The sequence below is a fragment of the Pseudomonas sp. GW823-FHT02E01 genome (assembly GCF_058797535.1).
The window spans coordinates 75,567-100,011 of sequence record NZ_JBXAJS010000006.1 but is presented as its reverse complement, the minus strand read 5'-3'; the positions used below and the strand labels follow the sequence as shown (position 1 = coordinate 100,011).

At 55.7% G+C, this 24,445-nt stretch carries 26 protein-coding genes and 1 tRNA gene; 13 read left to right on the top strand and 14 right to left on the bottom strand.

All coding sequences use genetic code 11. The annotated features are described in order from the left end of the window. Positions 1–42: 42 nt before the first annotated feature. From iscR to trmJ, 3 genes are all read right to left on the bottom strand, one after another. Positions 43–534, bottom strand: coding sequence for a Fe-S cluster assembly transcriptional regulator IscR (iscR, locus tag AC1RDQ_RS16080; protein WP_007903581.1), 492 nt, complete (start codon positions 532–534; stop codon positions 43–45). A 251-nt stretch (positions 535–785) separates the two neighbouring features. After that, complete coding sequence (gene cysE / locus AC1RDQ_RS16075; RefSeq protein ID WP_102670196.1) at positions 786–1,562, bottom strand: serine O-acetyltransferase; 777 nt, start codon at positions 1,560–1,562, stop codon at positions 786–788. 2 nt (positions 1,563–1,564) lie between these two features. Next, complete coding sequence (trmJ, locus tag AC1RDQ_RS16070) at positions 1,565–2,335, bottom strand: tRNA (cytosine(32)/uridine(32)-2'-O)-methyltransferase TrmJ (protein ID WP_008053257.1); 771 nt, start codon at positions 2,333–2,335, stop codon at positions 1,565–1,567. A 146-nt stretch (positions 2,336–2,481) separates the two neighbouring features. On the opposite strand from trmJ, the gene suhB reads away from it, so the two are divergent. Further along, positions 2,482–3,300, top strand: coding sequence for a type III secretion system regulator SuhB (gene suhB / locus AC1RDQ_RS16065; RefSeq protein ID WP_008053258.1), 819 nt, complete (start codon positions 2,482–2,484; stop codon positions 3,298–3,300). A 259-nt stretch (positions 3,301–3,559) separates the two neighbouring features. Here the strand turns inward: suhB and AC1RDQ_RS16060 are convergent, their stop codons facing one another. From AC1RDQ_RS16060 to queA, 6 genes are all read right to left on the bottom strand, one after another. Continuing rightward, the gene (locus AC1RDQ_RS16060; RefSeq protein WP_223501124.1) at positions 3,560–4,108 is read right to left on the bottom strand and encodes a glycine zipper 2TM domain-containing protein; all 549 of its coding nucleotides are present in this window, start codon (positions 4,106–4,108) and stop codon (positions 3,560–3,562) included. 121 nt (positions 4,109–4,229) lie between these two features. After that, positions 4,230–5,144: a protein translocase subunit SecF gene (gene secF, locus AC1RDQ_RS16055; protein WP_492587713.1), complete on the bottom strand. Its 915-nt coding sequence runs from the start codon at positions 5,142–5,144 to the stop codon at positions 4,230–4,232. Positions 5,145–5,153: 9 nt separating this feature from the next. Then, positions 5,154–7,022: a protein translocase subunit SecD gene (secD, locus tag AC1RDQ_RS16050; protein WP_057716306.1), complete on the bottom strand. Its 1,869-nt coding sequence runs from the start codon at positions 7,020–7,022 to the stop codon at positions 5,154–5,156. A 64-nt stretch (positions 7,023–7,086) separates the two neighbouring features. Next, positions 7,087–7,422, bottom strand: a complete 336-nt coding sequence (gene yajC, locus AC1RDQ_RS16045) for a preprotein translocase subunit YajC (RefSeq protein WP_007956696.1) — start codon at positions 7,420–7,422, stop codon at positions 7,087–7,089. A 43-nt stretch (positions 7,423–7,465) separates the two neighbouring features. Next, entirely contained in the window at positions 7,466–8,581 is a 1,116-nt protein-coding gene (gene tgt / locus AC1RDQ_RS16040) for a tRNA guanosine(34) transglycosylase Tgt (RefSeq protein WP_162130301.1), read from the bottom strand. Between the two features lie 14 nt (positions 8,582–8,595). Beyond that, a complete protein-coding gene (gene queA, locus AC1RDQ_RS16035) occupies positions 8,596–9,660 on the bottom strand; it encodes a tRNA preQ1(34) S-adenosylmethionine ribosyltransferase-isomerase QueA (RefSeq protein ID WP_056721282.1) in 1,065 nt (354 codons plus the stop codon). A 107-nt stretch (positions 9,661–9,767) separates the two neighbouring features. Between queA and AC1RDQ_RS16030 the strand changes: the two genes are divergently transcribed. The 12 genes from AC1RDQ_RS16030 (at position 9,768) to AC1RDQ_RS15975 (ending at position 19,953) form a co-directional block, all read left to right on the top strand. Next, positions 9,768–9,852: transfer RNA gene (locus AC1RDQ_RS16030), tRNA-Leu, on the top strand. 165 nt (positions 9,853–10,017) lie between these two features. Continuing rightward, on the top strand, positions 10,018–11,259 hold the full coding sequence (locus AC1RDQ_RS16025; RefSeq protein WP_492587712.1) for a tyrosine-type recombinase/integrase: 1,242 nt from the start codon (positions 10,018–10,020) through the stop codon (positions 11,257–11,259). A 245-nt stretch (positions 11,260–11,504) separates the two neighbouring features. Continuing rightward, entirely contained in the window at positions 11,505–12,443 is a 939-nt protein-coding gene (locus AC1RDQ_RS16020; protein WP_492587711.1) for a hypothetical protein, read from the top strand. 82 nt (positions 12,444–12,525) lie between these two features. Then, entirely contained in the window at positions 12,526–12,780 is a 255-nt protein-coding gene (locus AC1RDQ_RS16015; protein WP_172791591.1) for a helix-turn-helix transcriptional regulator, read from the top strand. After that, positions 12,777–13,082 carry a hypothetical protein gene (locus AC1RDQ_RS16010; RefSeq protein WP_172791592.1) on the top strand — a complete coding sequence of 102 codons (306 nt, stop codon included), beginning with the start codon at positions 12,777–12,779 and terminating at the stop codon, positions 13,080–13,082. The genes AC1RDQ_RS16015 and AC1RDQ_RS16010 overlap by 4 nt, the downstream gene beginning before the upstream one ends. Before the next feature lie 376 nt (positions 13,083–13,458). Beyond that, positions 13,459–13,617: a hypothetical protein gene (locus AC1RDQ_RS16005; RefSeq protein ID WP_492587710.1), complete on the top strand. Its 159-nt coding sequence runs from the start codon at positions 13,459–13,461 to the stop codon at positions 13,615–13,617. Further along, positions 13,614–13,895 (top strand): hypothetical protein, encoded by a 282-nt coding sequence (locus AC1RDQ_RS16000; RefSeq protein ID WP_492587709.1) that lies wholly within the window; start codon positions 13,614–13,616, stop codon positions 13,893–13,895. The genes AC1RDQ_RS16005 and AC1RDQ_RS16000 overlap by 4 nt, the downstream gene beginning before the upstream one ends. Next, positions 13,892–14,176 (top strand): DUF3077 domain-containing protein, encoded by a 285-nt coding sequence (locus AC1RDQ_RS15995; RefSeq protein WP_492587708.1) that lies wholly within the window; start codon positions 13,892–13,894, stop codon positions 14,174–14,176. The genes AC1RDQ_RS16000 and AC1RDQ_RS15995 overlap by 4 nt, the downstream gene beginning before the upstream one ends. Further along, the gene (locus AC1RDQ_RS15990; protein WP_492587707.1) at positions 14,173–17,064 is read left to right on the top strand and encodes a DUF927 domain-containing protein; all 2,892 of its coding nucleotides are present in this window, start codon (positions 14,173–14,175) and stop codon (positions 17,062–17,064) included. Before AC1RDQ_RS15995 ends, AC1RDQ_RS15990 begins: the two co-directional genes overlap by 4 nt. 92 nt (positions 17,065–17,156) lie before the next feature. Further along, the gene (locus AC1RDQ_RS15985; RefSeq protein WP_492587706.1) at positions 17,157–17,999 is read left to right on the top strand and encodes a chromosome segregation protein SMC; all 843 of its coding nucleotides are present in this window, start codon (positions 17,157–17,159) and stop codon (positions 17,997–17,999) included. 65 nt (positions 18,000–18,064) lie between these two features. After that, positions 18,065–18,250 (top strand): hypothetical protein, encoded by a 186-nt coding sequence (locus AC1RDQ_RS15980; protein ID WP_492587705.1) that lies wholly within the window; start codon positions 18,065–18,067, stop codon positions 18,248–18,250. 395 nt (positions 18,251–18,645) lie between these two features. Continuing rightward, a complete protein-coding gene (locus AC1RDQ_RS15975; protein ID WP_492587704.1) occupies positions 18,646–19,953 on the top strand; it encodes a hypothetical protein in 1,308 nt (435 codons plus the stop codon). Positions 19,954–20,146: 193 nt separating this feature from the next. On the opposite strand, the gene AC1RDQ_RS15970 is transcribed toward AC1RDQ_RS15975, so the two are convergent. The 5 genes from AC1RDQ_RS15970 to AC1RDQ_RS15950 form a co-directional block, all read right to left on the bottom strand. Continuing rightward, positions 20,147–20,989, bottom strand: a complete 843-nt coding sequence (locus tag AC1RDQ_RS15970) for a hypothetical protein (RefSeq protein ID WP_492587703.1) — start codon at positions 20,987–20,989, stop codon at positions 20,147–20,149. A gap of 220 nt (positions 20,990–21,209) precedes the next feature. After that, positions 21,210–22,214 carry a GTP pyrophosphokinase gene (locus AC1RDQ_RS15965; protein WP_492587702.1) on the bottom strand — a complete coding sequence of 335 codons (1,005 nt, stop codon included), beginning with the start codon at positions 22,212–22,214 and terminating at the stop codon, positions 21,210–21,212. Beyond that, positions 22,211–23,269: a nucleoid-associated protein gene (locus AC1RDQ_RS15960; protein ID WP_122425323.1), complete on the bottom strand. Its 1,059-nt coding sequence runs from the start codon at positions 23,267–23,269 to the stop codon at positions 22,211–22,213. The genes AC1RDQ_RS15965 and AC1RDQ_RS15960 overlap by 4 nt, the downstream gene beginning before the upstream one ends. Continuing rightward, positions 23,266–23,736: an SLATT domain-containing protein gene (locus AC1RDQ_RS15955; protein WP_436132048.1), complete on the bottom strand. Its 471-nt coding sequence runs from the start codon at positions 23,734–23,736 to the stop codon at positions 23,266–23,268. The genes AC1RDQ_RS15960 and AC1RDQ_RS15955 overlap by 4 nt, the downstream gene beginning before the upstream one ends. Before the next feature lie 446 nt (positions 23,737–24,182). Further along, on the bottom strand, positions 24,183–24,386 hold the full coding sequence (locus AC1RDQ_RS15950) for a hypothetical protein (protein WP_492587701.1): 204 nt from the start codon (positions 24,384–24,386) through the stop codon (positions 24,183–24,185). Positions 24,387–24,445 lie beyond the last annotated feature (59 nt).

The window sequence follows — 24,445 nt, the reverse complement described above, 5'->3', positions numbered from 1 at the left end:
TCCTAAATCAGGCTGGCTGGCGTGCCGCTAGCTCTTTGGCTGTCATTCGACGGCGGACGCTTCAATCTTGTCCAGGCGTGGCGCCTTGCTGTTGCAACGGCGCTGGTCCTGACGCTGGGCTACTTCTTGCACCTCACGGCGAGTCACAAGGTCAGCCAAGCTGATACCGCTCAGAAATTCGTGAATTTGCAGGCTCAGATCGCACCACAAGTGGTGGGTCAGACAGGTGTCGCCTTGATGGCAATCACCCTGGCCCTGGCATTTGGTTGCATCGACCGATTCGTTCACCGCATCGATCACCTGGGCGACCTGGATGCCCTGCATGTCGCGGGACAATTGGTAGCCACCACCCGGACCACGCACGCTGGACACCAGATTGCTGCGGCGCAGCTTGGCGAAAAGCTGTTCGAGGTAGGACAGGGAGATGCCTTGGCGCTCGGAGATATCGGCCAGGGACACGGGCCCGTGCTGCGCGTGCAACGCCAGGTCAAGCATGGCGGTCACGGCGTATCGGCCTTTTGTAGTCAGTCGCATGGACAATTACCACGGAGTTCGGAATGAGGCGAGTATGCAATTCCCGAGTATTTAAGTCAACTATAAGACCTAGTACTTTAGTCAGGTTTACCCGCAAAAGAGCGGCAGCATCATAGCAAAGCCTGGCCGGTTACAGCCAGCAGTACTGTAGGAGCGAGCATGCTCGCGATGGTCGTCAACGATAACGCTGGGGGCCTGACACCCCACGGCGCTCTCAGGTCCATCGCGAGCATGCTCGCTCCTACAAAACGTCAGCTGGCTTGGCTTTGGTCTTTATCCTTCACACAGGCGAAATCTTCTTCGCGCAGCTCAGGCAGATCTTTCGCACAGTAATTGCTGCCCAGGTCCTTCAACGCCCCGCACATCCCCTCCAGACGTCCATCGACCGCCTGCAGGTGATCGAGCAGCTGACCAATGGCACGCGCCACCGGGTCAGGCATGTCTTCGCTGAGGCCGTAGGCATCAAAACCGATCTTCTCGGCCATGGCCTTGCGCTTGGCGTCCTGCTCGACATCGGACTTGACGATGATCCGCCCCGGAATACCCACCACAGTGGCACCCGGCGGCACTTCCTTGGTCACGACAGCGTTGGAACCCACCTTGGCACCGGCACCGACAGTGAACGGGCCGAGCACCTTCGCGCCCGCCCCGACCACGACGCCATCACCCAGCGTCGGGTGACGCTTGCCCTTGTTCCAGCTGGTGCCGCCCAGGGTCACGCCCTGATAAATAGTGACGTCATCGCCGATCTCGGCGGTTTCACCGATGACGATGCCCATGCCATGGTCAATGAAGAAACGACGACCGACCTTGGCCCCCGGATGGATCTCGATCCCGGTCAACCAGCGGCCGAAGTTCGACACCAGCCGCGCCAGCCATTTCAGGTCCGCGCGCCACAGCATCGCCGACAAACGGTGGATCCAGATGGCGTGCATGCCCGGATAGCAAGTCAGGACTTCAAAAGCGTTACGCGCCGCCGGGTCTCGGTGGAATACGCTCTGGATATCTTCACGCAAACGCTCGAACATCATTAATCCTTCCGCTTAAGGAGCTCACCACGGGCCGCTTTTTGGGTTTCCGTGAGGATGCCACGCAAAATATTCATTTCCGCCCGGCTGACCGAGCTGCGTCCGTACAACCGGCGCAGGCGCGCCATCAAGTGCCGTGGCTTTTCCGGATCGAGGAATTCGATGGCCACCAGGGTCTGCTCCAGGTGCTCATAGAATCGCTCCAGCTCGTCCATGGTCGCCAGCTCAGCGCTTTTGACCGAGGCCACTTCTTCCTTCTCGACCTTGCTCGGCTGACCTTGGGCCGCCAGCCAGGACATGCGCACTTCATAACCCAACACCTGCACCGCCGCCCCAAGGTTCAGCGAACTGAACTCAGGGTCTGATGGAATGTGCACGTGATAATGACACCGCTGCAGCTCTTCGTTGGTCAGGCCGGAATCTTCACGACCGAACACCAGAGCGATTTCCGCACCCTGCCCCGCTTCCTCGACCACCTTCGTTCCGCATTCGCGGGGATCGAGCAGCGGCCAGGGAATGCGCCGGTCGCGAGCACTGGTACCAAGCACCAGGTTGCAACCGACCAAGGCATCTTCCAAGGTGGCGACGACTTGCGCGTTTTCAAGGATGTCCCCGGCACCGGAGGCACGGGCATCGGCCTCGTGATGCGGGAACACACGAGGCTCGACCAGCACCAGCCGCGACAGCCCCATGTTCTTCATGGCACGCGCAGCCCCGCCGATATTGCCCGGATGGCTGGTATTGACCAGGACGACACGAATGTTTTGCAGCAAGGGAGGCGCTCTCGAACACAATAATCGGGAGCAGAATCTTACAGCTCATCCTACCGTTAAGCCATGAAAGCGAACGTCGTCCTTCTCCTGTAGAAACTTTCTGATAGAATGCCCGGCTTTCTTTAACAACCTTAGGTGACACATCCATGCAGCCCATGCTGAATATCGCGCTGCGCGCCGCCCGCAGCGCCAGTGAATTGATCTTCCGCTCCATCGAGCGCCTGGATACCATCAAGGTCGACGAAAAAGACGCCAAGGATTACGTATCCGAGGTGGATCGCGCCGCCGAACAGAAAATCATCGACGCCCTGCGCAAGGCGTACCCGAATCACTCGATCCTGGGTGAAGAAACCGGCATGCACGCCGGCACCGGCATCGAAGGCGAAGAGTACCTGTGGATCATCGATCCGCTGGACGGCACCACCAACTTCCTGCGCGGCATTCCTCACTTCGCTGTCAGCATCGCCTGCAAATACCGCGGTCGTCTTGAGCACGCTGTTGTTCTGGACCCGGTTCGCCAGGAAGAATTCACCGCCAGCCGTGGTCGCGGCGCTCAACTGAACGGTCGTCGCCTGCGCGTCAGCGGTCGCACCAGCCTCGACGGCGCCCTGCTGGGTACCGGTTTCCCGTTCCGTGACGACCAGATGGACAACCTCGACAACTACCTGGGCATGTTCCGCGCCCTGGTTGGCCAGACCGCCGGCATCCGCCGCGCCGGCTCTGCAAGCCTGGACCTGGCCTACGTGGCCGCCGGCCGCTTCGACGCCTTCTGGGAGTCGGGCCTGTCCGAGTGGGACATGGCAGCAGGCGCCCTGCTGATTCAGGAAGCTGGCGGCCTGGTGAGCGACTTCACCGGCGGTCACGACTTCCTTGAAAAAGGCCACGTCGTTGCCGGCAACACCAAGTGCTTCAAGGCAGTCCTGACGGCCATCCAGCCGCACCTGCCGGCCTCGCTGAAGCGCTAAGCTTCCAGCGACAGAAAAAGCACCCTTCGGGGTGCTTTTTTTATGCCTGGAATTTGTTCCTCAAAACACCGCAATCCTCTGTAGGAGCGAGCCTGCTCGCGAAGGTCGTCAACGATAACGCGGGAATTCTGGATAAACGCGGCGCCCTTGGGTTCTTCGCGAGCAGGCTCGCTCCTACAGGGGATTGCGGTGGCGCATAGATCGCGGGCACAAAAAAAGCACCCCGCAGGGTGCTTCTTTTTAATCCAGCGTCAGCAGATCAGTGAGCCGTCTGATTATCCGACAAGATCAACTTGCCCTCTTTATCCACAGGGATCTGGTTCCCCGGATCACGATCCATGCGCACCTTGCCTTCCTTGCCGTCCAGCGAATAACGCACGTCGTAACCTACAACCTTGTCACTGATGTCGTTAACCGTGTTACAGCGGGTCTGGGTGGTGGTGTAGGTGTCACGCTCCTGCATGCCTTCCTGCACCTTGTTACCGGCGTAACCGCCACCGACAGCACCTGCGACCGTGGCGATCTTCTTACCGCTGCCGCCACCGATCTGGTTACCCAGCAAACCACCTGCCAATGCACCGACCACCGTACCGGCGATCTGATGTTGATCTTTCACCGGCGCCTGCCGGGTGACCGCTACATCCTTGCACACTTCACGTGGAGTCTTGATTTGTGTCTTGACCGGCTCAACGGCGAGTACTTGTGCGAACTCCGGGCCGCTTTTAACCAGGCTGTAGGTGGCCACAGCACCCCCGGCAGTCACACCGACAGCACCCAGTACAGCACCAACCAGCATCGACTTGTTCACATGAACCTCCTGGACCATCACATGCGGGATAAACCCGCGCTTCTCCCTGCCTTGGAGCACAAAAAAAGGCGCGAGTTCAACTCGCGCCTTTTTCGGACTACATCGCTGAAAGAAGCTTCCTTCAAGGACGGTCGTCGACTTCCTTCTCGGTATTGGCCGGAGGAATCAGGTCTTCCGTGCTCAGGCTCAGCCAGATCAGCACCACGTTCGCGATGTAGATCGATGAGTAAGTACCCGCCAGAACACCGATGAACAGGGCGATGGAGAAGCCGAACAGGTTGTCGCCACCGAAGAACAGCAGGGCCGCGATCGCCAGCAAGGTGGAAATCGAAGTCGCCATGGTCCGCAGCAGGGTTTGCGTGGTCGAGATGTTGATGTTCTCGATCAGGCTGGCCTTGCGCAGTACCCGGAAGTTCTCACGAACCCGGTCGAATACCACGATGGTGTCGTTGAGCGAGTAACCGATGATCGCCAGCACCGCCGCCAGTACCGTCAGGTCGAAGGTGATCTGGAAGAACGACAGGATACCGATGGTCACGATCACGTCGTGGATCAGGGACACGATCGCACCGACCGCAAACTTCCACTGAAAGCGGAACGCCAGGTAGATCAGGATGCCGCCCAGCGCCATCAGCATGCCGAGGCCGCCCTGGTCGCGCAGCTCTTCACCCACCTGCGGGCCGACGAACTCGACGCGCTTGACCGTCGCCGGGTTCTCGCCGCCCACCTTCTGCAAGGCTTCGGCCACCTGGTGACCCAGTTGCGGGTCTTCGCCAGGCATGCGCACCAGCAGGTCGGTGGTTGCACCGAAGTTCTGCACGATGGCTTCGTGATAACCCGCGGTCACCAGCTGCTCACGCACCTGGGTGACGTCGGCCGGACGCTCGTAGGTCAGCTCGATGAGCGTACCGCCGGTGAAGTCCAGGCCCCAGTTCATGCCCTTGGTGGCGACGCTGAACAAGGCCAGCACCGTAAGGAACAATGTGACGCCGAACGCAAAGTTGCGAACGCCCATGAAGTTGATTGTACGTAACATGGCAGCCCCTTAAATCCACAACTTCTTGAAGTCACGACCGCCGAAGATCAGGTTGACCATCGCGCGGGTCACCATGATGGCCGTGAACATCGAGGTAAAGATCCCGAGGGACATGGTCACTGCGAAGCCCTTGACCGGGCCGGTGCCCATGGCAAAGAGGATGCCGCCGACCAACAGTGTTGTCAGGTTGGCGTCGAGAATCGCGGTGAATGCCCGGCCGAAGCCTTCGTTGATTGCGCGCTGCACGGTCATGCCGGCGGCGATCTCTTCACGGATCCGCGAGAAGATCAGCACGTTGGCGTCGACCGCCATACCCATGGTCAACACGATACCGGCGATACCCGGCAGGGTCAGCGTTGCACCCAGCAGAGACATCAAGGCCAGCAGCATCACCATGTTCACCGTCAGCGCGACAGTGGCGATGATGCCGAAGAAGCGGTAGATGGCGATGATGAACAGCGAGACGAACAGCATGCCCCACAGCGATGCATCGATACCCTTGGTGATGTTGTCGGCACCCAGGCTTGGACCGATGGTGCGTTCTTCAGCGAAGTACATCGGAGCGGCCAGACCACCGGCACGCAGCAGCAGCGCCAGTTCGGACGACTCGCCCTGGCCGTTCAGGCCAGTGATGCGGAACTGAGCACCCAGCGGCGACTGAATGGTCGCCAGGCTGATGATCTTCTTCTCTTCCTTGAAGGTCTGAACCGGCACGTCTTTCTCGACGCCGTTGACCACCTGCTTGGTGTAAGTGGTAACCGGACGCTGCTCGATGAAGATCACCGCCATGCTGCGACCGACGTTCGAACGGGTAGCACGGCTCATCAGCTCGCCGCCATGGCCATCCAGACGGATATTCACTTCTGGTCTGCCGTGCTCGTCGAAGCCAGCCTTGGCGTCGGTTACCTGGTCACCGGTGATGATCAGGCCACGCTCGATCAGCGCAGGAGGACGGTTGCCCTCACGGAACTCGAAGGATTCGGAAGTGGCTTTCGAAGCACCCGGCTCAGCCGCCAGACGGAACTCAAGGTTGGCCGTCTTGCCGAGGATACGCTTGGCTTCGGCAGTGTCCTGCACGCCCGGCAGCTCAACCACGATGCGGTTGGCGCCCTGACGCTGGACGATCGGTTCGGCAACACCCAGCTCGTTGACGCGGTTACGTACCGTGGTCAAGTTCTGCTTGATGGAGTATTCACGGATTTCCGCCAGCTTGGCCGGGGTCATCGCCAGACGCAGCACCGGTTGACCGTTGAGGTCGGCCGGAACAATGTCGAAATCGTTGAAGTTCTTGCGGATCAGCGTACGGGCCTGTTCGCGGGCTGCTTCATCAGTGAAGCCCAGCTGAATGGCACCGCCCAGTTGCGGCAGACTGCGATAGCGCAGCTTCTCTTTACGCAGCAGGCTCTTGACGTCGCCTTCGTAGACTTTCAGGCGCGCGTCGAGGGCTTTGTCCATGTCCACTTCCAGCAGGAAGTGCACACCACCGGACAAGTCCAGACCCAGCTTCATCGGGTGCGCAGCGAGGTTGCGCAGCCATTGCGGAGTGGTTTGTGCCAGGTTCAGCGCGACGACGTAGTCATCACCCAATGCCTTGCGCACGACGTCCTTGGCCGGCAGCTGGTCTTCAGCCTTGGTCAGGCGAATCAGACCGCCCTTGCCGCCCTCTGCCAGCGTGGCAGCCTTGACGTTGATCCCGGATTCCTTGAGCGCAGCGCTCACGCGATCCAGATCAGCCTGATTGACTTGCAGCGCAGTGCTTGCACCGCTGACCTGAATGGCCGGGTCATCAGGATAAAGATTGGGAGCGGAATAAATCAGACCGACCGCCAGCACCGCCAGGATCAGAATGTATTTCCACAGAGGATATTTGTTCAGCATCACGCCGCCCGTTTATGACGCGGGGCGCCTTGCGCGCCCCGTCGATTGAAAATGAAGTTGAAACTTAGATCGCTTTGAGCGTGCCTTTTGGCAGCGTGGCGGCGATGGCGCCTTTCTGGAACTTCATTTCGACGGTGTCGGAAACTTCCAGAACGACGAAATCGTCGGCCACTTTAGTGATCTTGCCGGCGATGCCGCCGGTGGTCACAACTTCGTCGCCTTTCTGCAGGCTGCTCAGCAGGTTTTTCTGCTCTTTGGCGCGTTTGGCCTGTGGACGCCAGATCATCAGGTAGAAGATGACCAGGAAGCCGACCAGGAAAATCCACTCGAAACCGCCGCCCATAGGGGCTGCCGCAGGTGCAGCAGCGTCTGCCATGGCATTAGAGATAAAAAAGCTCATTTAGCACTCCAGTTGCAAATGTTGAATCTTGGGGTCAGTAAACTCAGTCCAAAGGCGGAACAGGCAACCCGCGTTTGGCGTAGAAGGCATCGACAAAGGCGGCCAATGTACCCTGTTGAATAGCCTCGCGCAAACCAGCCATAAGCACTTGATAATGGCGCAAGTTATGGATGGTATTGAGCATGCTTCCCAGCATTTCGCCGCACTTGTCCAGGTGATGCAGATAAGCGCGGGAGAAGTTCTGGCAGGTATAGCAATCGCAGGTCGGATCGAGCGGCGAATCATCATGGCGATGGAACGCGTTACGGATCTTCAGCACACCGGTATCAATGAACAGATGCCCATTGCGGGCATTACGGGTTGGCATCACGCAATCGAACATGTCCACACCGCGGCGCACACCCTCAACCAAGTCTTCCGGTTTGCCAACGCCCATAAGGTAACGAGGTTTGTCAGCCGGCATCATGCCCGGCAGGTAATCCAGCACCTTGATCATCTCGTGCTTGGGCTCGCCCACCGACAGACCGCCGATGGCCAGGCCGTCGAAGCCGATCTTGTCGAGGCCTTCCAGGGAGCGCATGCGCAGGTCCTGGTGCATGCCGCCCTGAACGATACCGAACAGCGCCGCCGTGTTGTCGCCATGGGCTTCTTTCGAACGCTTGGCCCAACGCAGGGACAATTCCATGGAAATACGGGCAACGTCTTCGTCGGCCGGGTACGGCGTGCATTCGTCGAAAATCATCACGATGTCGGAGCCCAGGTCACGCTGGACCTGCATCGACTCTTCCGGGCCCATGAACACCTTGGCGCCGTCGACCGGGGAAGCGAAGGTCACGCCCTCCTCCTTGATCTTGCGCATGGCGCCCAGGCTGAACACCTGGAAACCGCCGGAGTCGGTCAAGATCGGACCTTTCCACTGCATGAAATCGTGCAGGTCGCCGTGCTTCTTGATCACTTCCGTGCCCGGGCGCAGCCACAGGTGGAAAGTGTTGCCCAGAATGATTTCCGCGCCCGTCGCCTCGATATCCCGTGGCAGCATGCCCTTGACCGTGCCGTAGGTGCCCACCGGCATGAAAGCCGGGGTCTCGACGGTACCGCGCGGGAAGGTCAAACGACCGCGACGAGCCTTGCCATCAGTGGCCAGCAGCTCGAAAGACATACGACAGGTGCGACTCATACAGTTTCCTCTGGGCCCGATTCTTTAGGGGCAGTCGGCGCAGGATTACGCGTGATGAACATCGCATCACCGTAGCTGAAAAAGCGGTAACCGTTGTCGACCGCGGCCTTGTAGGCAGCCATGGTCTCGGGATAACCGGCGAACGCCGAAACCAGCATCAACAGCGTGGATTCAGGCAAATGGAAGTTGGTGACCAGGGCATCGACCACATGAAACGGCCGGCCCGGGTAGATGAAAATGTCGGTGTCGCCGCTGAACGGCTTGAGCACACCATCGCGAGCGGCGCTTTCCAGGGAACGCACGCTGGTGGTCCCCACCGCCACCACGCGACCACCGCGAGCGCGGCAGGCGGCAACGGCATCGACCACGTCCTGGCCGACTTCCAGCCATTCGCTGTGCATGTGGTGGTCTTCGAGCTTCTCCACGCGCACCGGCTGGAACGTACCGGCGCCGACGTGCAGGGTCACGAACGCAGTCTCGACGCCCTTGGCGGCAATCGCCTCCATCAGCACCTGATCGAAATGCAGCCCCGCCGTCGGCGCCGCCACCGCGCCCAAACGCTCGGCGTAGACGGTCTGGTAACGCTCGCGGTCGGCGCCCTCGTCCGGGCGGTCTATATAAGGAGGCAGCGGCATGTGCCCGACACGGTCGAGCAACGGCAACACCTCCTCAGCGAACCCCAGCTCGAACAACGCATCGTGACGCGCCAGCATTTCAGCCTCGCCACCGCCGTCGATGAGAATCTTCGACCCAGGCTTGGGCGACTTGCTGGAACGCACATGGGCCAGCACGCGATGACTGTCGAGCACCCGCTCCACCAGGATTTCCAGCTTGCCGCCGGAAGCCTTCTGGCCAAACAGCCGCGCCGGAATCACCCGGGTATTGTTGAACACCATCAAGTCGCCAGGGCGCAAATGCTCCAGCAAATCAGTGAATTGACGGTGTGCCAGGGCGCCGCTGACCCCATCCAGGGTCAACAGGCGACTATTGCGCCGCTCGGCCAGCGGATGGCGGGCGATCAGCGAATCAGGGAGCTCGAAGGTAAAGTCAGCAACGCGCATGATGGGGTTCGTCTAGCAGGGCCGGGAAGTCTAGCGGAATTATCAAAAATTCTCCATGTACCTGATTGACCAGCGGTTATCTCATCTCTATACTTCGCCGCCATTGAGCCCTGATGGCGGAATTGGTAGACGCGGCGGATTCAAAATCCGTTTTCGAAAGGAGTGGGAGTTCGAGTCTCCCTCGGGGCACCATATAGCAGTATCTGAAAGTCTCTACCAGACTTTCAGACCCAGAGAAACCGGCCACTTGAGCCGGTTTTTTTGTGTCTGGCTATCTACCTCTGTATCCCCTTATCCGTTGTATCCCTGTATCCCTGCTTGTATCCTGAGAAAAATACCGAACTTTGGGATACAAGGATGAAGCGCGCAGACATCAAGCGCCGCCCTCTCGCAGATACAACACTTGCGGGACTGGAGCCGGAATCAAAGGAATACCGGGAGCTAGACGGAAACGGCCTGTATTTCCGGGTCAAACCTGATGGTGGTAAATCCTGGCAGCTCCGTTACAAACGCCCGGCGGGCAATTGGGCATGGATGGGGCTCGGGGGTTACCCGGAAGTAAGTGGTGCGTTGGCACGGGACAAAGCTGCCGAACTACGCAAGGTAGTTAGCAGCGGTGCCGATCCTCTCGAACAGAAACGCTCCGCCAGAGCTGCCATTGATGCTGCCAGGACTCGGACCTTCCGAGCTGCTGCTGAAGCTTGGCTCAAGGCCAAAGAAGAAAAGGGCCTCGCTCCCTCCACCCTTAACAAAATCCGCACCTACCTCGACAAAGACATACTCCCGGCGTTGGGAGATAAGCCGCTCGACGAAATCACCCGTACTGACTGCGCTGAACTCCAGGCATCCCTCGAAGCCCGAAACGCACACAACGTGGCGGAAAAGTGCCGCACCTGGATCAATCAGATCTTCGGTAGAGCTATTGGCTTAGGACTCACCGAAAACGATCCGGGCAGCCGCCTGCGTGACATTGCTGCACAAGCTCCTAAGACTCAGCAGCATCCACATTTGCTGGAGCCTGAGCTGGCTGAATTCCTCCAAGCGCTCAGAAACACACCGAGCAGACTGACAGCCCGCACTGCTGCTTGGCTTTGTGTCTGGACAGCATCACGACCCGGCATGGTTCGATTGGCTGAATGGAAAGAATTCGACCTTGAAAAATCCATTTGGACTACACCTGCTGCCAAGATGAAGATGCGCCGGGATTTTGTATGTCCCCTTCCCCACCAAGCCGTTGCGGCACTGAAAGAGCTGTATTGCTTAACCGGTCGCAGCCGCTGGCTCTTCCCAGGAGTGGGAGCAAAAAATCCGACCATCAGTGAAAACACAATCAACAAGGTCTTCGCCACCATAGGCTACAAAGGTCGTCTCGTTGGACACGGGACTCGCCACACAGCGAGCACATTGCTTCGAGAACATGGCTGGCCTAAAGAACACGTTGAGGCGCAGCTTGCCCACAAAGAGGAAGGTATTTCAGGGGTATATAACAAGGCTCAGTACCTAGAGCAGCGTGTAGTGATGATGCAGTGGTATGCCGATCACCTTGAGCAAATGGCAGCAGGTAATGTGGTGCAGGGACAGTTTGGGAAGGCGGTATGAGCGCACGTAATCGCCTCCCCTTAAAAATCGGTGTAACGCGTGTTACAGGTGTAACGCAGCCATCCAACTCATTGATAATAATGAATTATTTATCAGTTACACGTTGTTTTCACCTCGATTGCCTCAAGTGTAACGACACGAAGTCGTGTAACAGAAATATCCCCGAGTCCTTCCTGTCGGCAGCGGCTTTATCCAATCCACGACGCTGGAACAGCGCGCCTGTCTCGGGGCGAGGGGCGGCCTAAATGGATATCGAGCTAGGTATTGAACCTGAAGAACTAGAAATCGCAGGGACCGACGTGAAGTGTCTGATTTGGGACATGGGTGACGCCGAACTAGCAGTGCGTGAGTTAGCGTTGTTTCCCCATTTCCACGAGCATTTCCGAGAAGCTTTCGACCTCATCGGCGTGGCAACTTCGTTCTGGCTTGAGGATGGCTCTTACGCGACCTGTGCAGAATCAGTCACAAGAACCTTGTTTCGACTCCGGGATGCCATCGGTGAACGTGCAAGCTCTGCGGAAGCAGCTTCACTGCCTTACGTCATTCGAGGCTTTCTCGGGGTCGATCATCCAGCTACAGATTCACAACTCGCTGCAGCTTTTGCCCTGGTACTCGGCGTACAAGCTGTGGAAATACTTGCAAATTGGCTCTTCGAGCTCGAGGTCGCTACCTACGATATAGATGCGGATCTGATAGAGGGGCTAAGAAAGGACTCACCCCGCCAGTACGCGGCTCTTATCGATAAAGAACGAGATCGCCGCGCCGGCTTTGAAATAGAAGCGAGAGAGCAGTTTGCAGTCTTGAAAGGTGAGGCTAATCAGACATTGTTGATGGCAAGCCTCTATCGCCAGGTTGAGAGCATCGATGTATCCAAAAATGGCTTCAACACATCGAGTCTGATGCTTCGACTACTTGACGAAGCCTTCTCAGCGAAGGCATCTAAACGCGGGCAAGAGGCTGGCAAAGGTAATCAAGAGGCAGGCTCTAAAACGCAAATAGAAACGATGGATAGGCGCTCAAACATAAAGGCAGCCGCAGAGCAAATTATTGCAGGCCGGCGAATCGAGAAACGAAACCTGACAGATGCAGAGCTAACCAACCTACTGTTCGACCAGGCCGTTCACGGCACCAAGAAAACCATCCGCGATCATTTGACCGCGCTAGGTCTTCGACCACTCAAATAAAAAAGGGAACGGACACAGTCCGTTCCCCTCCCTCTCCGTAGCGTATGGCCTGTCGTCTCAATAAACGCAGGTTTGGATCGCTATGACTACCGCAATAAAACACCTTGCTTCACACGACCCCGCCACGACTCTCATCCGTATGCCAGAGGTGGTATCAATCGTTGGGCTTGCCCGCCCGACCATCTACAAGCTCATGCGCCAACCTGAGAGTGGATTTCCACTCCCAGTGAAGCTAAGTAACAGCAACGCCCGAAGTGCGCCAGTCGCGTGGGTGCTCGGAGAGATTCAAGCATGGACTCGCGCGCGCATCGCTGCACGTGATCGGGTGGCAGCATGAGAAAAAGACCTATCACTACGGCAGTGTTGCAACCCTTCTCAATTCTGCGCCAAGTCGGTTTTTCGCCGCGTTACATGCAACGCCTTGAGCGTTATCGCAGCCGGCAGGAAAAACAAAGTCGCGTCGTTGGTGTGCTCAGTTGGCCTGACGGCACCTGGTGCGCCATTACCTTCCACACCGAAAAATTCAATGCAGTGACTGTCGACGAAGGCCAGCAAGCAGCCGCCTACGAAGATGCTCGCGCCATGATCGATGGTGACTTCCTGCCCCTGCTTTCCCTGCGCTGGGAAGTTCATGCCTGAAATGAAAACGCCCCCGGGAGCGATCCGAAGGCGTTGAGGTAAATCTACATGCCAGAACAATTTATGCCCCACCTGAAAATTTCGCAAGTTATACGCACGGTTGCACTTTCGAAAAACGGACGTTACTCTCTGGCCGTCGCTGCAAAATCAGCGACCGGGTTTGACGGCCCGAGTACATACAGGCGCACAGGCGCCCCCATATCGATTGCAGGCGCTTTTTTTGTGCCCGCATTCCCGTTTTATGGCGGCTGTGCGTGGGAGATCTTCGGGTCTGCCGGGGTCCTGTATGCCCGGTCCGTCAACCTGCGCACAGCTGCCACCCCAATTCGTTTGACGGCGAACCGTGGCAGCTCCTCACATACAGGAGCTTCACCCCATGTACACCCTCAATCCGTCCAAAATTCGCGCCGCTGCCCATCGTGCAATGGCTCTCGCCGCTTTACACGCCAACTCCAGTCTCGCTACCCGTCTCGCCCGTTTCAATTCTCATATGGCCAAAGCCCGCGCTCTCGAAGCCGCAGGCGGTGCCCAATGAATTCCGCTCTGAGTTTCGCCCTGCCCGAGGACTTGCTTTGCGTCCACAACGACGCCGAAGCCGGTGTTCCGATTGATGCCCTTACCTGTGCTGTGGAACGCGCCAACTCTGTACTTTTGCTTCTTGAAGATCAGTTCGACTGCGACGGCCCTCGTTTAGCCAACCATGTCATCGCGGCTGCCCTATGGGACGTTCGGGGCACCTTGGGATTGATCCGCACCCTCGCCGTGCACGCCGACAACTCCACCCGGCAAGTTATGGACGGAGGCGCGCAATGAATCCTTCCATGGTGATCAATACCGTTGGCGGCGCTACCTTTGCTAAGTGCAACGCTCAGAATCAGCCACTGTTCCGAATCAATGCCGGCGTCTCGTGCGAAGAGGCGCTTGAGCAAGCCTCCCTGCTCATGGATTGCGTGAAAAAACTCACCTTCCTGAGCGGTATGGAGAATGACAACGCCTCAATGGTCTGGGCTTCGCATTACTTGAGTGAGATGGCCAAGGCGATCATCGATGACGTCACCAGTGGGTTGCAATTGGCCCAAGGCGGTGGCGCATGACCACCTCTACTTCCAACGTCCGTCGACCCACGTTCGCTCAAGTCAAAGCTGCTGCGTTGCAGAACATTGATCGTGTGCTTGCTCACTGGCTGCCCAACGGCAAGCGCGTGGATGGCGGCAAGGAATACACCGCTCCCAATCCAACTCGCACCGACAAGCGCGCAGGTTCCCTCAAGGTCAACTTGAGCAAAGGCACTTGGGCGGATTTTGCCACCGATGACAAAGGTGGCGACCTGATCGATCTGGTGCGCTATCTGGATGGCAGCACCGACGTCGAAGCCTGCAATAAGCTGGCGGATCTGCTGCACGTTACCGCTGGTGCGGTTCAATCGAAACCGAGCCCCAGCAAAAACAAAACACCGGAATGGATTGCCATTCAGCCGATCCCGGCCGAGGCCATGAGCAAGTGCCCGGCCAAACACCGGCAACACGGTACGCCGTCCAAAGTCTGGATTTACCGCGACGCTCAGGGCCAGCCAGTCATGGCGCTCTACCGCTTCGATTTGGGCCCGGATGAAGACGGCAAGCCACGCAAGGTGTTTGCCCCCTTGACCTGGTGCCAACGTGCCGACGGTCAAACGCAGCAATGGCGCTGGCAAGGTCTGCCGGAGCCGCGCCCACTGCTGCGCCTGGATGAACTGGCGCAACGCGCAGAGGCTCCGGTCATTCTGTGCGAAGGCGAAAAGGCCGCCGACGCCGTGACGGATCTGCTGCCCAATTACGTGGCCACGTGCTGGCCGAACGGCTCAAACTCCTGGCACAAAGCTGACCTGACACCGCTCAAAGGTCGGTCCGTGGTGTTGTGGCCAGACAATGACGCCAGTGGCAAAAGCTGCATGAATGCCGTCGCCGATCAACTTCACCAGATCGGCGCCGCGTCTGTGCGACTGATCGCCCTGGACGTCTTCAAACGCAAGCCCACGCTCAAGAATGACCAACCGACATTCGCTAAAGGTGGTCAATGGGATGACGGCGACGACGCGGCCGATGCGCAGGCCAAAGGCTGGACGGCGGCGCACTTCGCCGAGCTGGAACGCAGCGGTGAGTTGTTTGGCGTCGAGCCGGAGAAGGCACCAACCGAGCCACCCGAAGCCAAGACCAAGCCAACGACCAAACGTACCGCGAATCCCAAAAACGATCTGCTGCCCGGTGGCTTTCGCCTCACGCCGGAAGGTGTGTTTTACTCGGGTGATGATGGCGAAGCGCGCCCGGTGTGCTCACCACTGGAGATCCTGGCGCGCACCCGCGATGCACAAGGTCACAACTGGGGATTGTTAGTCGAATTCGACGATCCCGACGGGGCGAAAAAGCGCTGGAACATCCCGGCGCGGACCATGACCGGCGACTTCGGCAAAGACGTACTCGGCCCACTCGTGGACATGGGGTTGCGACTGGCCGGCAGTCGTTCCGGTCGCAACGCCCGCAACGACCTGCAGAGTTATCTCGGCGGCTTCGACAGCGCCCAGCGCGCACGACTGGTCACCCGTTTGGGCTGGCACGACAGCGCCTTCTTGCTGCCCGAAAAACAGGTCGGTGCGCATGTGGAGCACCTGCACTTCTATGAGGCCGGCGCGCAGCTCCCACCAATCAGCGAAGCCGGCACCCTGGAGCAATGGCAAGAGCAAATCGGCGCTTTGTGCATCGGCAATCACCGCTTGGCGTTTGTGGCCAGCGTGGCGTTTGCCGGTCCACTGCTGCACCTGCTTGGCCATGAGTCGGGCGGCTTTCACCTCTATGGTGACAGCTCGGGTGGCAAGACCACCCACCTGCAAGTGGCCGCCTCGATCTACGGTGGCCCGCGTCTGGTGCGTTCTTGGCGCTCGACGGACAACGCCTTGGAATCCATCGCCGCCGCACATTCCGACGGGCTCCTAGTGCTGGATGAAATCGGCATGTGCGACCCACGCATCATTGGCGAAACGGTGTACATGCTTGGCAATGGCACCGGTAAAGCCCGCGCCAACGACCGAGGACAAGCAGGCCGGCAGGTGCAGGAATGGCGTTTGCTGTTTCTGTCGACTGGTGAGAAGACGTTGGCGCAACACATGGCGGAAGCGAACAAGGAGCTCAAAGCAGGCATGGAAGTGCGGATGCTCGCCGTGCCAGCGGACGCCAGCAAAGGTCTGGGCATGTTCGACGTACTGAATGGTTTTGATGACGCCGCCGCCCTCTCCGATGCGCTCAAGGCAAGGGTAGCCAAATACTACGGCACACCACTCACCGCCTTCCTGTCGACCCTCTGTGAGCCCGGCAAGCTGCATGGGTGGTCAACGATTCTGCGCCACACCTTGGAGGGTTTTATTGTCAAGGCACTGCCCGCCTCGGCCAGCGGTCAAGCGTACCGTGCGGCGGCCCGGTTTGGTCTGGCCGCCGCAGCAGGCGAGCTGGCCACCGCGATGGGGATCACTGGCTGGCCTGACGGCACCGCCACTACAGCCGCTCGGGTGTGTCTCAGTGCCTGGATGAATGAGCGCGGCGGCGCAGGGAACCTCGAAGGGGACGCGATCCTGGCGCGCCTGCGCCAGGTGATCGAGCGTTTCGGTGAAAGCCGCTTCACCCGCTGGGAGTCAGCCGCTGCGAAGATCGACGAGCACGGTCCGCGCACCATAGACCGATTGGGCTTTCGCAAGACGTTGGAGCACGGCCTAGGTGATGCCTTGCACACCACAAATACCTACTACGTGTTGCCCGAGGCATGGCGCTCTGAAGTGTTCAAGGGCATGAACCTCAATGCCGTGAACAAAGAGCTAATTCGCCGTGGCGTCCTTGAGCCAGGTCCAAATGGTAAAGCCTCCTGCTCCGTCCGCTTACCCGGCATGGGCACCCAGCGTTGCTATGTGGTGAAGACGATTCCGGGAACAGATGAGGGCGAGGCTCAGGCCGCCTGACGGCCAGCCTACTGACTGAGGTAGCGCCGGCTCATTCCGGCCTCGCCAGCCGCTCAACCATTCCACTATCGATTCACACAGAGACCAGTCAAATGAACGACATTCAAGAAATGAAAGACCGCCGCGACCAACTGACCAGTGAGATTGAGAGTCTTCAAGCCGCCCTGATTCCCTATGAAAGAGCGTTGGAGAACCCCGAAACGATTGAGCAGGGCCAGGAACGTGAAGTGCGTGAGCAGTACAACGAGCGAAAAAGAAAGATTGATTCGTTGGATATGGAACTCTACCGGCTGAACCCGAAGATTCACCGCCGCGAGAACCTTGCCAACTGCGACACCCTCATGGCGGACTACATCGCCGACATGGCGAACTGGGCTGCGGACGAGACCGAACTCAATACAAAACGACAGAGCCTCAGCACACGTTTGGAGGAAGTGCGTCAGCAAGCGCAGGAGGAAATAGCCAGTGCGCGCCAAGCGGAGACCCTCGCGGCCACCGCTTACGCACAGGCAGTGGCATGGGGCGATGTAGAGGGTGAGAAATCTGCCAGCAGTGACGCACAGAAAGCGGCAAAAAACCTCACCGCCACGACTGAACAACATCGTCGTCAGCACCTAATCATCACCGCCCTGGAGCAGGAGCTGGTGACTGTTGACCGACACATCACCGAGGCTCAGGAAGAGCAACAAAAGATAGAGAAAAAGGCCTTACACCTCGCTCATGACGTTTTGGAAGAACAGTGGAATGAAGCGGCCCATGAGCTACTTGAGGTAGGCGGCAAGCTCTATGCTGCTTCCCGCATGATCAACCGGGATCCGGTATCACTCTTTAAGCTCGATATTCCCCAACTAGGTGAGAATTTTGGTAGTTGGAAATGGAGTGAGCTCGCAGACCGTAGCAGCCGGCATCGCCTGCAGGACCTGCTCGCGATGTAACCGTCGATTTACCCTGAAACAGCCTGCTTTCGCGGGCTGTTTAAATCACTCCAAGGATCGATGCCATGAATGCAACGGCACAAAACACCTCGACTACTTCAGAAGCGCTTAATGCGAGAAAAGCCCACCTGACCGCCCTACTCAAAATCGTGGATACCAAAATCGGAAAAAGCACAGCGATGCAAAAGCTCACCATTACCGCGATCAAGGCGGAAATGGGGCACATTGAGCATAAGCTGAAAAAACGGTGATTCGGATAAGCGGAAGCTCGCGAAAGCTTCCGTTGCATTCAAATTCGGCAGGCAGCTTCCGGCCAAAAGCAGCCTGTCGATCCGGTCTGACAAACTCCCGTAGACATGACTCTTGCCATGACCCTTGTGAGTTTTGCTTGTGCCGGCAAGACCGGTCCGTATCAGTAAGGTAGACAATATGATGGCAAAGCAGTAGCGTCGAACTTTAGCAATGGGGCACTAGGGAAGTGCGGTTAGTCTGGTAGATAGAAATCAGTGGCCACCTTAACAGGGCTCTTGTTCATTTCATTTGGATCAATCGAAAATATCACGTACGAATGCGTTCACAAAATGTTCGAGGTCGTGAAACCGAGTTTACTCCCTTTGGCTTTCGATAAACTGTTAGGTGGTTGTAAATGACGGAAGAAAAACATGAATATCACTGCCCGTTGAGTGCAGTGGATCGCAGACTGAGTGATGTGCATCGTCATTGGCATGAGGCTGAACGTGGATATTTCGACCCTGACACATTTAGGGTTGCGATCCAGACTGCGATTCAAACGTTGCGCACTGTTAGCTTCATTTTGCAGAGCAATAAACGGATTTTTAGTAATTTTGACCCTTGGTATGAGTCTTGGCAGTTGAAGCTGCGCGCGGATCCGTTGATGCGCTGGATGGTGGATGCCCGTAACAGGATCGAAAAACAGGGAGATCTGGAGGCGCATAGCTTTGTTCGAGCCGAAATCGTCGCTTCATACTACGAAGAGGGCCCGCGCATCGACGTGCCCGCAGAACTCTTCCAAAGCCCAGCAGAACTAATTAACAGCATTCAATCTGAAGAACTAAGAAAGCATGTCTTTAAAGATGGCATCCTGCGTATACAAAGACGCTGGGTAGAAAATAGTTTGCCAGATTACGAGCTTTTAGACGCTGTAGGTATAGCTTACGGAAAAATAGCTGAATTAGTAGTTGATGCTCACCGTGAGCTAGGTTTGGAACCGCCTTCCACAATGGTCAACGATGTTGATCACACTTCAGGCAGAGAATCACGCGGTGGCAGATTACCCTGCATGATTGGTCACGGCGAATCCCGGAGTCACGATGTATGGCTTGCGACGGGGCAGGCAATGGAACTGACACAAAAAGAAGTCGAGATTGACTTGGCTGAAACGGAGCAAGCTGCCAAAAGATATGGGCTATCTCCGAAGGATATGTTCCCATCAACAGCCCCTGGCCCGGAATCGAAGTTGAATGATCTATTTGCTACTGCCCGCAAAATGTTCTTAGTAGATGGTCATCACATCACCATTGCATTCCTACTCAAGGGCACCAATATCGCACATATTTCCACTTTGGCTGTACAAGAACACGGGGAAAAGTACCTTGTCATGAGGGTGCTCGCAAATGAGGTCATCAAGCATGGAGCGGATGCTGTAATCATTATTGGTGAGGTCTGGTCCGCCCGTTTTGATCCGAGCAAACCTTATCGTCGAGCAGTGGATGCACCCGACAAAAATGAGTTCCTAACGGCCACCCTTGTGAGTAAAACTGGTGATCCGGTGCAATTACACGCCCAAATCATTCGGGATAATAATGTTACAACCCTCGCAGAAACGGAGATATTACGAGATCAGGCGCAAGTAGCGTTTGCTCCAATTTACTCCGCTTGGGGGCGCGAGATTCCCAGTGCATGGATCAATGTATTGAGGTCTCAAGACCAGTAACGTCTGAACGCATCCACAGCGAGATCTTTCTATAGACGTCTTAACACAAACCGGCCTGCTTTCACGCCCCATTGCAGTCGTCAGCGAACGGCTGCAATGGGTCGAAAGCTGCCACTCGTAGGCGGCGGCCTTCAGCCCATTGCAGCCTGTCAGTCGTAATATCAACGTTGATCCATAGTGATCCGCGGAATGCTCAGGAGTCTACACAGCATTCAAAGAGTTCAGGGTGCTCCATAAAGTGTAGATAATCCACCACCTCCGTTGGTACGCCAAGATATGAGTAGACGACGCGCGCTTTACTTGAAAAGCCTCCGTCATTGGTCACAAAGTAATCTGCGTGCGCCGCATAAATAGCGTGTGAAACATCATGCATCCGCGACCTGGACTTTTTAACAGCATCAGGCTTATATCGGATTTCCTCGAGGTGATTGAATACCACCTCGAAAACGTGCTCCATGACTTCTTGCGATTTAGATATGCTTTCCCACGTATAATTAGTGACCCCCGCACGCGCGCATTTCTCTGCGAGCGAAAGACTCGACTTCAACTTTTCCAACAGAGGGTTTTCATATTCTGGCTTACACAAAAAGTCCACCGGCATATTAGCCATTACATTAGAAGTTGCACCCTTAGGGTCTTGGGCTTTAAATCCTTCGAGCATGCTTCGTTCTTTCGGGTCAAGGTAATAGTTTCTATCAGCGTGCTTCAACACACGATCGAGACATCTGGCAGGAAACTCTCGTATGAATTTTGCCGGCTCACACCCTGTACCTGGAAAAACTTCAAGATCCTCAGTGATTTTGGAAATAGTTATAGCTTTGTTAATTGTTTGTTTCGCAATCTTTTTGGCTTCAGCTTTATTCTGGCCCCTATTCCACATAAGAGAAGATCCAATATCCTCCAAATGCGCGGGACTGTAACAGAATCTATATGCATCCCTTAGTTTATCAATACGCAAACGAACCCTAGGATCTTTGTTGTCGTGATAATAAGCAAACACATTGTAATCTAAGTAGATGAGCTTCTTGTTTGACACGTCAATCTCTCGAAATAATGAATAATGGTTTCTACCGATAAAATATAAAATATGCCTAACTTATAAGCCAAGCTCAACAGCTGTATTTTTTATCTCGCTTTACGACCGCACGGAAAAACAAATGACAGGTCATGATAGGAAACTGGTTATTCGTAGCTTTAATCCCCTAAGCAGGGCAAAAAATCGCCTAATTGCGGTCGATCTGTTGCCGGTCACAGATTCAGATATCTTTAGTCCACCGGGGCGCAATGCCCAGATCACTGTATATTGGCTCAAGCATCTGCAGATCAAAAGGCCAACATCCAGGAAGGGAACGTGATCGAGTTTTCACAAGAAAATATATAAGAGTGATTGCAGGAATACGATAGATCGCTTCTTTTGCATTTCTCTCCTCTATCTTGGCCTTGAGGACATTCGCAAATTTCTGTACAAAAGCGCCATACCCCTCGAGCCCATTACTCCCGATAGCAACTCGTAATTGGTCGATGATGTAATCATTTTCGCGAGACTTGGGCTCGAAAACAACAGTAGAAAGCTCTAAGGCATTTACTTTAGCCACCTCATCCTTAATAGCTTGGACAGTAGCGAGTGATGTTAAAGTACTTTTATTTGCCCTTAGCAGCATATCATCCGTTGTTTCCATAAGCGCCATGCTCTTGGCAAACAATCGATGAACATCGGGATGACTGGTTATGTTTGATTTATAAAGAGTATCGTGACTTAACTCAGCATAGGCGTGCTGAAGAAGAGTTCTAACCTGTATCTCACACTTGGTACCGACTGGTATCAGTACTCCCTCGTGAGATAACTCACTGTAGGATGTTACGATGAAATGGGCGGACTGATAGTCAAATATTCGAGGATCTTTTTCACGCCACTCATCGAATTCTTTACTACTCATCGTGTGCCAGTGATCCGATGCCTCAATGAGCCTTGAGACCTCTACAATCTGATCAGACAACCCCAACACAAAGCGGGCTCCTACTTTATCTGTAATATCCTCATAGTTGGAGAACCAGCCTTTGTTAAGCACAAATGCCTTAGCGATCAGTGAGCTCTCGTCCTTAACCCTGACCTCAGGCGGGATTTTCACCCACTTCTGATAGGCCTGAGTGCCAAAAGTACAGGTGATAGCTTCTGTTATTTTTTCAACGACAAATTGGCCCCAAGCCTTAAGGTATGGGGCCTCACTTCGGAACCGACTGAGGTAATCTTCCTCTGTCATTTGTCCTGGCTCACAAGAGCTCCTTGGATCATCAGCGTTGTATGCGTTTGAGTTGTTTCCACCACCTTCACAAGCTCTGCAAACGTATCAGCCGGCGCGGTGATCTTGACATCATTGGTGAAGCTTAGCTTGCGACGGGCCAATTTCCTGTTGATCGCCTTGGTATCTTTGACAATCGCAGAGTCAGGAAAGCCTTTCCTTCCCATGTAACCCACAAAATCATCCGATTCCTCAGGGCTCATATAACGCTCAGCGAATTCGGTACCTTCGATTGTGGTCGACGTATCCGTCTTGAGGTAGGTGTACAACGCTTGTTGCAAGTCGATTTTTCGCTCCGGTGGCACATCCATCCCTCCGATAAATTCGGCGGTGTAATCGAAAAAATCGCGGGTCCGCTGCACCGCGTTGTCCGGAATTCTGAGCCCTAAGAAGCTGGAGTAAAAATATTTCGCAGCTTGACGATCGTCATCGGATTTTATATTGCTGTCGAATACATGCGCATTAAGGTCAACAACCGCTCCGCTAGTTTTGGAAACCGTTTCGTAAAAAATACCGATCTTATAAAGTTTAGATTGCGGGGTGAGGATCAGGTTTTCAAGGTAAGCGAGAGTGATCTTGCCATCCTCTTCCGTTTCCGTGAAACCAGCTTGCTGTTCGGCCTTGATAATGATCAAGCACCGCTTGTTGTCTGTGTCCGTGGTCCCAGAAATAATCACCAAAGTGCCGCCAGGCCAGCGTTTGCTGGTGTGGATGGAAGTATGGTGGTGGGCAATCGCTGCCGAGGTGGTAATAAATCCCCGATCAGATGCTTGAACTAGTTGCTTAGAGTACTCGTAGCAACTCGCAGTCGTTTTGTTGGAGACATCCATTGCCAACGACCCTGACCCTGTCCCGAGAACCTTGCTGACCCGCTCCTGAAGCATTTGCTTACCCGCTTGATCGAGGGTAGTCAACTCAAGGCTGATTGTGGCGGGCGTAGCGCCATGCTCATTAGGCTTATGTACGTTATGCAAAATAATGCGATCAAAGATCAAGTTGTTGAATGGATTGCTCATTGACCATTCCTCTTCAACGCAGCGTCATAGACCCGCTTTGATACACTCGGACTTTCTGTTGCCAGTTTGTTCAACTCGGACTCAGCCTCCTTCAACCGGATTTCCTTTTCAGAACTTTCGAGTGCCATGGCTAACTCCAGTTTCCGACGGACATGGCCATAGCCAGCCCCAGAAATTCGGTGAAGGTTCGTGCGATCTTCAAGTTTCAAAAAAGTTTGTAATGAGGAGAGAATTGCTGCCAGCAGCGTGAAGAGAGCGAGCAACACTTTGGATACATCCCCAAGCGTCGCCAATAATGTGGTGGCACCTGCAATTGCAGTGATGCCGATGGTTAGCACACCCAGCCAGCGGTGGACCGAGCTTAGACGCTCTGCCATTAACTGATGCGACAGCTGTGACTCTCTGGATCGCTTGAGCCAGCGCTGCAAAACTTCAGCGCTGCTCCGAAACTCTAGTTCAGAACTCATGTACATCCCTTAGTGTAAAAATGCGAGGAAGGGATGTACGCAACTAGCTTAGACGTCCCTGCCAAGCGTGGAAATCAAACGTATCACAAGCAATGGCTCTTTAGCATCATCATTTCCTTCGTTACCAACTTGGAGAATCACTGGCGCACGATCTCGCAGATTTCCGGGGCAACGATCCGCACGGCCAAGGCAACTGTACATTCATACAGCTTTTCTGCGCAAGTCGACGCGAGACTAGGCGGAAGATGGCCTTTGTCGATAGTCGTTCTACACGAAAGGCAGCTATTGGCCGGAAGCAGCCACTCCTGAACGTCCTCTTCTGGCCGATTGCGGCTCACGGCTTACCCGAATTTGTAAACGCTGCTGTAACACCTATATGGCTTGTAACACCCGACGCACGTGACAGATGAACGGTGTGTAACTCCAAAAAAACCTCGTAAATTCAATTAGTTAACATCGTTCGTAACACCCGCAACACCTGTAACACGTCTTTTCGCCCCCCCACACCCCATCGGTGATAGCGCCGCCAGCGAAAGCAATGCTGGCTTGGTATCGACTAATGCAGAATTCGAACGCTGGGTTGCCGAACGCCAGGATGCTTTGGAGGTGCGTTCTGCCAACAAAGAACAGGCAAGATGCACGACGGGCATCGACACCTCCTGGGACCCTGGGGATGTTCGGTGGGTACGGGGTCGGAAACCCGCCGGAC

What these genes read in the sequence shown, in the direction of transcription:
- iscR (WP_007903581.1), bottom strand. Translation starts at nt 534, where the DNA reads ATGCGACTGACTACAAAAGGCCGATACGCCGTGACCGCCATGCTTGAC.
- cysE (WP_102670196.1), bottom strand. Translation starts at nt 1,562, where the DNA reads ATGTTCGAGCGTTTGCGTGAAGATATCCAGAGCGTATTCCACCGAGAC.
- suhB (WP_008053258.1), top strand. Translation starts at nt 2,482, where the DNA reads ATGCAGCCCATGCTGAATATCGCGCTGCGCGCCGCCCGCAGCGCCAGT.
- secF (WP_492587713.1), bottom strand. Translation starts at nt 5,144, where the DNA reads ATGTTACGTACAATCAACTTCATGGGCGTTCGCAACTTTGCGTTCGGC.
- secD (WP_057716306.1), bottom strand. Translation starts at nt 7,022, where the DNA reads ATGCTGAACAAATATCCTCTGTGGAAATACATTCTGATCCTGGCGGTG.
- yajC (WP_007956696.1), bottom strand. Translation starts at nt 7,422, where the DNA reads ATGAGCTTTTTTATCTCTAATGCCATGGCAGACGCTGCTGCACCTGCG.
- tgt (WP_162130301.1), bottom strand. Translation starts at nt 8,581, where the DNA reads ATGTCTTTCGAGCTGCTGGCCACTGATGGCAAGGCTCGTCGCGGTCGT.
- queA (WP_056721282.1), bottom strand. Translation starts at nt 9,660, where the DNA reads ATGCGCGTTGCTGACTTTACCTTCGAGCTCCCTGATTCGCTGATCGCC.
- AC1RDQ_RS16025 (WP_492587712.1), top strand. Translation starts at nt 10,018, where the DNA reads ATGAAGCGCGCAGACATCAAGCGCCGCCCTCTCGCAGATACAACACTT.
- AC1RDQ_RS16020 (WP_492587711.1), top strand. Translation starts at nt 11,505, where the DNA reads ATGGATATCGAGCTAGGTATTGAACCTGAAGAACTAGAAATCGCAGGG.
- AC1RDQ_RS16015 (WP_172791591.1), top strand. Translation starts at nt 12,526, where the DNA reads ATGACTACCGCAATAAAACACCTTGCTTCACACGACCCCGCCACGACT.
- AC1RDQ_RS16010 (WP_172791592.1), top strand. Translation starts at nt 12,777, where the DNA reads ATGAGAAAAAGACCTATCACTACGGCAGTGTTGCAACCCTTCTCAATT.
- AC1RDQ_RS16005 (WP_492587710.1), top strand. Translation starts at nt 13,459, where the DNA reads ATGTACACCCTCAATCCGTCCAAAATTCGCGCCGCTGCCCATCGTGCA.
- AC1RDQ_RS16000 (WP_492587709.1), top strand. Translation starts at nt 13,614, where the DNA reads ATGAATTCCGCTCTGAGTTTCGCCCTGCCCGAGGACTTGCTTTGCGTC.
- AC1RDQ_RS15995 (WP_492587708.1), top strand. Translation starts at nt 13,892, where the DNA reads ATGAATCCTTCCATGGTGATCAATACCGTTGGCGGCGCTACCTTTGCT.
- AC1RDQ_RS15990 (WP_492587707.1), top strand. Translation starts at nt 14,173, where the DNA reads ATGACCACCTCTACTTCCAACGTCCGTCGACCCACGTTCGCTCAAGTC.
- AC1RDQ_RS15985 (WP_492587706.1), top strand. Translation starts at nt 17,157, where the DNA reads ATGAACGACATTCAAGAAATGAAAGACCGCCGCGACCAACTGACCAGT.
- AC1RDQ_RS15980 (WP_492587705.1), top strand. Translation starts at nt 18,065, where the DNA reads ATGAATGCAACGGCACAAAACACCTCGACTACTTCAGAAGCGCTTAAT.
- AC1RDQ_RS15975 (WP_492587704.1), top strand. Translation starts at nt 18,646, where the DNA reads ATGACGGAAGAAAAACATGAATATCACTGCCCGTTGAGTGCAGTGGAT.
- AC1RDQ_RS15965 (WP_492587702.1), bottom strand. Translation starts at nt 22,214, where the DNA reads ATGACAGAGGAAGATTACCTCAGTCGGTTCCGAAGTGAGGCCCCATAC.
- AC1RDQ_RS15960 (WP_122425323.1), bottom strand. Translation starts at nt 23,269, where the DNA reads ATGAGCAATCCATTCAACAACTTGATCTTTGATCGCATTATTTTGCAT.
- AC1RDQ_RS15955 (WP_436132048.1), bottom strand. Translation starts at nt 23,736, where the DNA reads ATGAGTTCTGAACTAGAGTTTCGGAGCAGCGCTGAAGTTTTGCAGCGC.
- AC1RDQ_RS15950 (WP_492587701.1), bottom strand. Translation starts at nt 24,386, where the DNA reads ATGCCCGTCGTGCATCTTGCCTGTTCTTTGTTGGCAGAACGCACCTCC.